Origin of the sequence: Dechloromonas denitrificans (genome assembly GCF_020510685.1) — a bacterium.
GTDB lineage: Bacteria > Pseudomonadota > Gammaproteobacteria > Burkholderiales > Rhodocyclaceae > Azonexus > Azonexus denitrificans_A.
Window position 1 is genome coordinate 4,612,481 of the sequence record NZ_CP075185.1, and the last position, 6,794, is coordinate 4,619,274.

At 58.3% G+C, this 6,794-nt stretch carries 7 protein-coding genes; all 7 read right to left on the reverse strand.

All coding sequences use genetic code 11. The features are described from left to right. Positions 1 to 2: 2 nt before the first annotated feature. The 7 genes from KI611_RS22035 to rpmH all read right to left on the reverse strand — a co-directional run bounded on the left by KI611_RS22035 (position 3) and on the right by rpmH (position 6,561). On the reverse strand, positions 3 to 1,649 hold the full coding sequence (locus KI611_RS22035; RefSeq protein WP_226417793.1) for a B12-binding domain-containing radical SAM protein: 1,647 nt from the start codon (positions 1,647 to 1,649) through the stop codon (positions 3 to 5). A 71-nt stretch (positions 1,650 to 1,720) separates the two neighbouring features. After that, entirely contained in the window at positions 1,721 to 2,497 is a 777-nt protein-coding gene (locus KI611_RS22040) for a sulfite exporter TauE/SafE family protein (RefSeq protein WP_226417794.1), read from the reverse strand. A gap of 305 nt (positions 2,498 to 2,802) precedes the next feature. Further along, complete coding sequence (mnmE, locus tag KI611_RS22045; RefSeq protein ID WP_226417795.1) at positions 2,803 to 4,149, reverse strand: tRNA uridine-5-carboxymethylaminomethyl(34) synthesis GTPase MnmE; 1,347 nt, start codon at positions 4,147 to 4,149, stop codon at positions 2,803 to 2,805. 3 nt (positions 4,150 to 4,152) lie between these two features. After that, positions 4,153 to 5,802 carry a membrane protein insertase YidC gene (gene yidC / locus KI611_RS22050; RefSeq protein ID WP_226417796.1) on the reverse strand — a complete coding sequence of 550 codons (1,650 nt, stop codon included), beginning with the start codon at positions 5,800 to 5,802 and terminating at the stop codon, positions 4,153 to 4,155. A gap of 29 nt (positions 5,803 to 5,831) precedes the next feature. Then, complete coding sequence (yidD, locus tag KI611_RS22055) at positions 5,832 to 6,041, reverse strand: membrane protein insertion efficiency factor YidD (RefSeq protein ID WP_226419964.1); 210 nt, start codon at positions 6,039 to 6,041, stop codon at positions 5,832 to 5,834. Further along, on the reverse strand, positions 6,041 to 6,409 hold the full coding sequence (rnpA, locus tag KI611_RS22060) for a ribonuclease P protein component (RefSeq protein WP_226417797.1): 369 nt from the start codon (positions 6,407 to 6,409) through the stop codon (positions 6,041 to 6,043). The genes yidD and rnpA overlap by 1 nt, the downstream gene beginning before the upstream one ends. A gap of 17 nt (positions 6,410 to 6,426) precedes the next feature. After that, positions 6,427 to 6,561, reverse strand: a complete 135-nt coding sequence (gene rpmH / locus KI611_RS22065; protein WP_011289924.1) for a 50S ribosomal protein L34 — start codon at positions 6,559 to 6,561, stop codon at positions 6,427 to 6,429. Positions 6,562 to 6,794: the final 233 nt, after the last annotated feature.

Here is a 6,794-nt window from a genome sequence, read left to right on the forward strand (position 1 = left end):
GATTATACCGCTGCTTGCAAGCTCGACGGCGTACAACAGGCGGTCGATTCTTCCATCACCTGCAGCACGGTTTTCATTGCCTCGCGCCGTGAAATTTTGATCGGCGACATTGAGACGATGTTATCGACCTGCAATTCCGGGCTGAGGAAAGGCTTGATGCCGATCGGCTGACGGGGATGCAGTGCAAATTCGCGCTTGGCCTTTTCGAGCTGCTCCTTGTTGGCACTGAAGTAGCGCGCGGCGGCAATGGTCTCCGGCAGGTGCTTGAGTACGTGCCACAAGCTCCAGCGATGGGCCCACAAGCGCTTGGCGAAGCGGTGGCGATAGCCCTTGCTGTCGTAGAAGCGTTTGACGTGCCAGTTGTACAGCGCGTCCATTTCCTCGCGCGATGAAAAACCATGCGGCAGGAAAACGAAATTCAGACAGTTCATCAGGCGCCAATCCTCGATGAAATCGCCGGATTCGCCGCTGACGCACTCGTCCCAGATCGGCGCGCCGTGCAGCGGACTGAACTTGGTCATGTTCATCTCGTCGAGTTCCAGCGACAGGATGAAATCGCTGGTCGTCCTGACGGTTTCCGGCGTCTCGCCGGGCATCCCGAAAATGAACAGGCCCTTGGCGCGCATCCCGGCCGCGTGGATCTGCCGCACCGTGTCGCGCACGGCGTCGAGCGTGACGCCGGCCTTGTGGCGTTCCATCATTGCCGGATCGGCCGATTCGACGCCCATCGAAACCATCAGCACACCCGCCTGCTTGAGCTTGGCGAGCATTTCGTCCGAGGTATGGCCGGTGCGGATGGCGCAATTCCACTGGATGCCGAGCGGCTTTTCGATCAGCAACTCGCACAAGTCCATGACGCGCTGCTTCTTGGCGGTGAACAGGTCGTCGTACATGTTGATGTGATAGACCCCGAAGTTATCGCGCAGGTACTTCATGTGGTCGTAGGTGTATTGCGCCGAATTGGTCTTGTACAGCCGCTCGAACACCGTCCGGTCGCAGAACGAACAGGTGTAGGGGCAGCCGCGCGAAGTGATCATCGTCGCCCCGTAGCGCTTTTCGTAGGCAAACAGCGGCAGATGGTAGGCGTGCGGGAAGCCGGCCAGTTTTTCGTAGGCGGGAAAGGGCAGTTCGTCGAGATCGAGGATGCGGTCGCGGCGCGGATTGACGCGGATCTTGCCTGCCTCGTCGCGATAGATCAGATTGCCGATCTCTTTCAGCGGTTTACCGTCAGCCAGTTCCAGCATCGCGCCTTCGCCTTCGCCGATGACCAGATAGTCGATTTCCGGAAAGTGTTCGAGGATCGGCGCGCCCAGCGAGGAAACATGAACATTGCCGAAAACAATCTTGATTTCCGGCCGGCGCTCGCGGATATAGGCGGCGATTTCGAAGGCATCCATGAAACCAGAAGTGGTCGCCGAAAAACCGACCATTTCGGGATCGCTGGCCAGCACGATCTCGGCATTCTCGGCGATGCCGGGTGGCGAATAAGGACCGAGGCAATCGTGTAGGGCGACGTTGTGGCCGAATTTTTCCAGCCAGGAAGCCAGTTGCATGATGCCGATTGGCGGCATGCGGTTAGCCAGTACCGAAAAATCCGGTTGCCCCGGAACAAAATTGAAGCCAGCGGGGTGTACGAGCGTGATGCGCATGAACTTTTCCTCTGTCGAAGTGGCCGGATTTTATTTGAAAACACCAGCCACCATCAGTTCCGGGAAAAGTATTACAAAAGCCTATAGGTATCCCAGGCAAATTTGACGATCAGAATGCCAACCATCGCCAGAAAGACCTTGCGCACAAAACCACTGCCATGCCGCAAGGCCAGCCAGGTTCCGGCCACCGAGCCGCTGACATTGGCGAGCGCCATCAACAGCGCCAGCAAAGGCAGGACAAAGCCGTTCGGAACAAAATAGGCGAGGGCCGCCAGATTGGTGGCGACATTGACCACCTTGGCGCCAGCCGAGGCGTGCAGGAAGTCGAAACCAAAGAAGCGGACGAACAGGAAGATAAGAAAACTGCCGGTCCCCGGTCCGAAAAAGCCGTCATAGAAACCGATCACGCCACCCAGCAACACCGCATAGACAAGTTCGCGATGGCCGGCATGCGTCAGTCGGTGAACCTGCCCGAAATCCTTGTTTTTCAGCGTGTATACCGCCGCAATCACCAACAGCAGCAGGATCAGCGGACGCACCGCATCTTTCGGCAACCAGGCGACCGCCGCCGCACCCAGGTAGGAAAAGGCAAAAGCGGCGAGCGCTGCCGGCAGGATGGTCCGCCATGGCATCTTTACCTGCCGGGCGTAGCGCCAGGTGGCATTGGCGGTACCGACGACGCTGGCGCATTTATTGGTACCAAACAGCGTTGCCGCGGATTCGCCGGGATAGATGGCAAACAGTGCCGGGATCTGGATCAGGCCACCACCACCCACTACCGCATCGATGCTGCCGGCCATGAAAGCCGCAAAAATTAGCACCAGCAGTTCCGGTGTGAAGATTTCCATCAAGGTTTTCTGGCGGCGATCAGCCGCAAGTTCTTGCTTGTTTGTTTTTCAATAAGAATCATATATAAAACGACTATAAGGAATAACTCAGCAATAGTTCTGTGGATAAGTAAAAAAATAACTTTTTATACAATCTGTTACGCTGAAAATTTGGTCTTCAAAAGCCTCTGAATGACTTGTGGATGAAAAGGGGATCGTTTTTCAGGAAAGCTTGAACACTCGTTTGATCCACAAACGGCCGACAGTTTATCCACAGCCTTATCACCAACGATTCTCGGGTGCCTATTCGGGGCCTGCCAAGCGCGTTATTTGCCGATGCAGAAGCGGCTGAAGATGACGCCGAGCAGATCGTCGGCACTGAATTCGCCGGTGATCAGGCCAAGCGCCTGTTGGGCCAGGCGGAGTTCCTCGGCGAACAGTTCAAGAGCCGGGAGGGCGCTTTCGACAACCTGGCGCGCCGCGGCAATGTGTTGCTGGGCATCGGCCAATGCGCGCAGATGGCGTTCGCGGGCGATGAAGACATCTTCCGTCTGATGCCAGCCGGCGATCCGCAACAACTCTTGGCGCAGCAGCTCGATACCCTCTCCGGAGCGGGCGGACAGTGAGATGGCCGTGCTGTCGGGTTCGACATGCCGTTCGGCTGGCGTACCGGCGAGGTCGATCTTGTTATAGACCGTAATGCGTTTGAGCTGGGCTGGCAGCCGGTCGAGGATCTCGCGGTCGGCTTCGCCGGTTCCGCTGCGCGCATCGACCAGCAGCAGTACGACGTCGGCCCGTTCGATTTCCCGCCAGGTGCGTTCGATACCGATTTTTTCGACTTCGTCATCGGTTTCGCGCAGGCCGGCGGTATCGATGATGTGCAGTGGAATTCCCTCGATCTGGATGGTCGACCGCAAGGCATCGCGCGTCGTCCCGGCAATCGCCGTGACGATGGCCAGATCGTCGCCGGCCAGCCGGTTGAGCAGCGAGGACTTGCCGACGTTCGGCTGGCCCGCCAGCACGACGTGCAGGCCCGATTGCAGCAGCTTGCCCTGGCCGGCCCGGTCGAAGGTCTCAGCCAGCTTGCGCTGGAGGTTTTCGAGGCGGCCGAAGGCATTGGCGGCCTTCAGGAAATCGATGTCTTCTTCGGGAAAATCGAGCGTCGCTTCGACCAGCATGCGCAGGTTGATCAATTCGTCGGTCAGGCTGTGGATTGCCTTGGAGAATTCACCCTGCAGCGAACGGATGGCCGAGCGCGCGGCGCTCGCTGTCGAAGCATCGATCAGGTCGGCGACCGCTTCGGCCTGGGCCAGATCGAGCTTGCCGTTGAGGAAGGCGCGCCGGCTGAACTCGCCGGGTTCCGCCAGGCGGGCGCCAAGGTCGAGACAGCGGGCGAGCAGCATCTGCATGACCACCGGGCCGCCATGTCCCTGCAGTTCGAGGACATCCTCGCCGGTGAATGAATGGGGATCGGGAAAGTAAAGCAGCAGGCCACTGTCGATGGTCTGGCCATCGGCCGACTTGAAATCGGCCAGCGTGGCGTAACGCGGCTTGGGTGTCTTGCCGGTCAGTGCATAAGCAAAGGGCAGCAAATTGCTGCCCGAGATGCGGATGACGCCGACACCGCCACGGCCGGGGGCCGTAGCGATGGCGGCAATGGTGCCGGAGGTCACACCTTAAGCCTTGGCATCGTTGGCAGCCTTGCCGCCTTTTTCGATCATCCGGGTGATCTGCCATTGCTGGGCAATCGACAGCACGTTGTTGACCACCCAGTACAGCACCAGACCGGCCGGGAACCAGAAGAACATGAAGCCGAAGATCAGCGGCATGGCCATCATCACCTTGGCTTGGATCGGGTCCGGCGGCGTCGGGTTGAGTTTGGTCTGGACGAACATCGAGGCCATCATGATCACCGGCAGGATGTAGTACGGGTCGGCCGAAGCGAGATCCTTGATCCACAGGATCCACGGCGCATCGCGCATTTCAACGGCGCCGAGAAGCACCCAGTAGAGCGAAATGAAGACCGGGATCTGGATCACAATCGGCAGGCAGCCGCCGAGCGGATTGACCTTCTCGGTCTGGTACATCTTCATCATTTCCTGATTCAGCCGCTGCTTGTCGTCGCCGAAACGTTCCTTCAGCTGGGTCAGGCGCGGCGTCAGGATGCGCATCTTGGCCATCGACTTGTAGGAAGCGGCGGAGAGCGGGAAGAAAATGGCCTTGATGATGATGGTCAATACGACGATCGCCCAGCCCCAGTTGCCGACCAGACTGTGAATCGCCTGCAAGGCCCAGAAGATCGGCGCGGCAACCACGGTCAGCCAGCCGTAATCGACTACCAATTCGAGACCCGGAGCGATCTGCTTCAAAGCTGCCTGTTCCTGCGGACCGGCGAAGAAGCTGACGGCCGCGTCACCCTTGGCGCCGGGGGCAATTTCGCCAACCGGAACAATCAGACCGGCCTGGAAAGCATTGGTCCCTTCCGCCTTGCGCATGTAGAACTCGCGCTGGGTCTTGTCCTGTGGAACCAGGGCCGTGACGAAATAATGCTGAACCATGGCCAGCCAGCCATTGTCGGCCGTCTTGGCAAACTTGGCCTTGTCCTTGGCGATGTCTTCGTAGCTGACCTTCTGATATTTGTCGGCGTCGGTATAAACCGCCGGGCCGGTAAAGGTCGAAACCATCTTGGTCTCGCCTTCCGGGGCCACATCATCACGCTGCAACTGGAAATAGGCGTGCGCGGCGACCGGCTTGTCGCTGCCGTTGGCAATTTCCCAGGCGACATCGATCAGATAGGACCCCCGCTTGAAAGTCAGGATCTTGGTCGCCTTGACGCCATTCTGACCGACCGCTTCGAGACGCACCTTGAGTTCGTTGGCGCCTTCGGCCAGCTCGCTCGGACCGTCGACACGCTTGAAAGTCGAACGGTGCGTCGGCAAGCCTTCGCCGATCAGGCCGCTCTGCGCGAAATATTGATGCTTGGCGTCGAGCAGGACAAAAGTCTTGTCCTTGTTGTCGTGTTCCTTGTACTTGAGCAGTTCAAGGCGAACCAGATCGCCGCCTTGGGCAGAGATCGTGGCCTTGACCAGATCCGTGCTGATCGAGAACGTTTCGGCTGAAGGCACGGTCGCCGTCGCCGGCACAACCGAAGCGGCAGCTCCGGGGGCTTGCAGATTAGCCGTTGGCTTGGGCGCACCGGTGCCGGCCACATTCGCCGTCACGGCTTCCGTTACGGGCTTGGGCTGGTTGTACTTCTGCCAGTTTTCCCACAGCATGAAGCTGGAGAAGGTGAAGATCAAAACCAGAATCAGGCGACGAGTGTCCATGTACGGCCTACCAAATAAACATGCTCAAATCAGGGTACTGGATCGTACCCGCCGGGATGCCATGGGTGACAGCGGCAGACGCGCTTGGCGCCCAACCAGCCACCCTTGATGGCACCGTGTTTTTGTACAGCTTCCACCGCGTATTCCGAACAACTCGGAAAATAACGACAGCGTCGCCCCAACCAGGGACTGATCGCATATTGATAGACGCGAAGCAGTCCGATCAACAGGCGTTTCATCATTCATGCCGCTTTGGCCGGGGCCGCAGCAACTTTTCCAGCAGGGCGACAAAATCGCCGGCAAGTACTCCGCCGTCAAGCGGAACCGGTTTTGCTGCCAGTCGAACGACCAGATCATAAGCTGGAAGTCCGGCGCGCCGACAGCGAAACTGCTCGCGGACGATGCGTTTGACCCGGTTGCGGTCGACAGCCCTTTTCAGCAACTTCTTGCCGACTACCACGCCGAGACGAGCCTCGGTCTGTCCCTCGGATCTGGGCTGGTAGTGCAGCATCAGCAATTGGCCGCGAATCGCCTTCCTGAAACCAAAAACGGATGAGAACTCATCCGTTTTTGTCAGGCGATAGCGTCTGGCGAAGGCTTGATTCACCCCGCCGAACGTCCGGCTTATACGGCCAGACGTGTGCGACCTTTAGCGCGGCGAGCAGCAATAACTGCACGGCCACCCTTGGTGCGCATACGGACCAGGAAGCCATGGGTGCGCTTGCGGCGCACGACCGACGGTTGATACGTGCGTTTCATGTTGTAATCCCTTGATGTGCTAAGAAAAACACGTGATTACACCCTGATTGAGGGTCTGCTGTCAAGATCAATTATTTCGCACAGCTGTGGATAACTTTGTGGATGAAGGGTAGAATTCCGCCTTTCCCGGTGGCTCGAATGCCGCCGAAATTTTGTTATAAATCGCAATTAAATCAAATAATTAGAACCGCCAGTACGATCTATTGACTGAGCGGGGAGGAGTGCCTTCACCA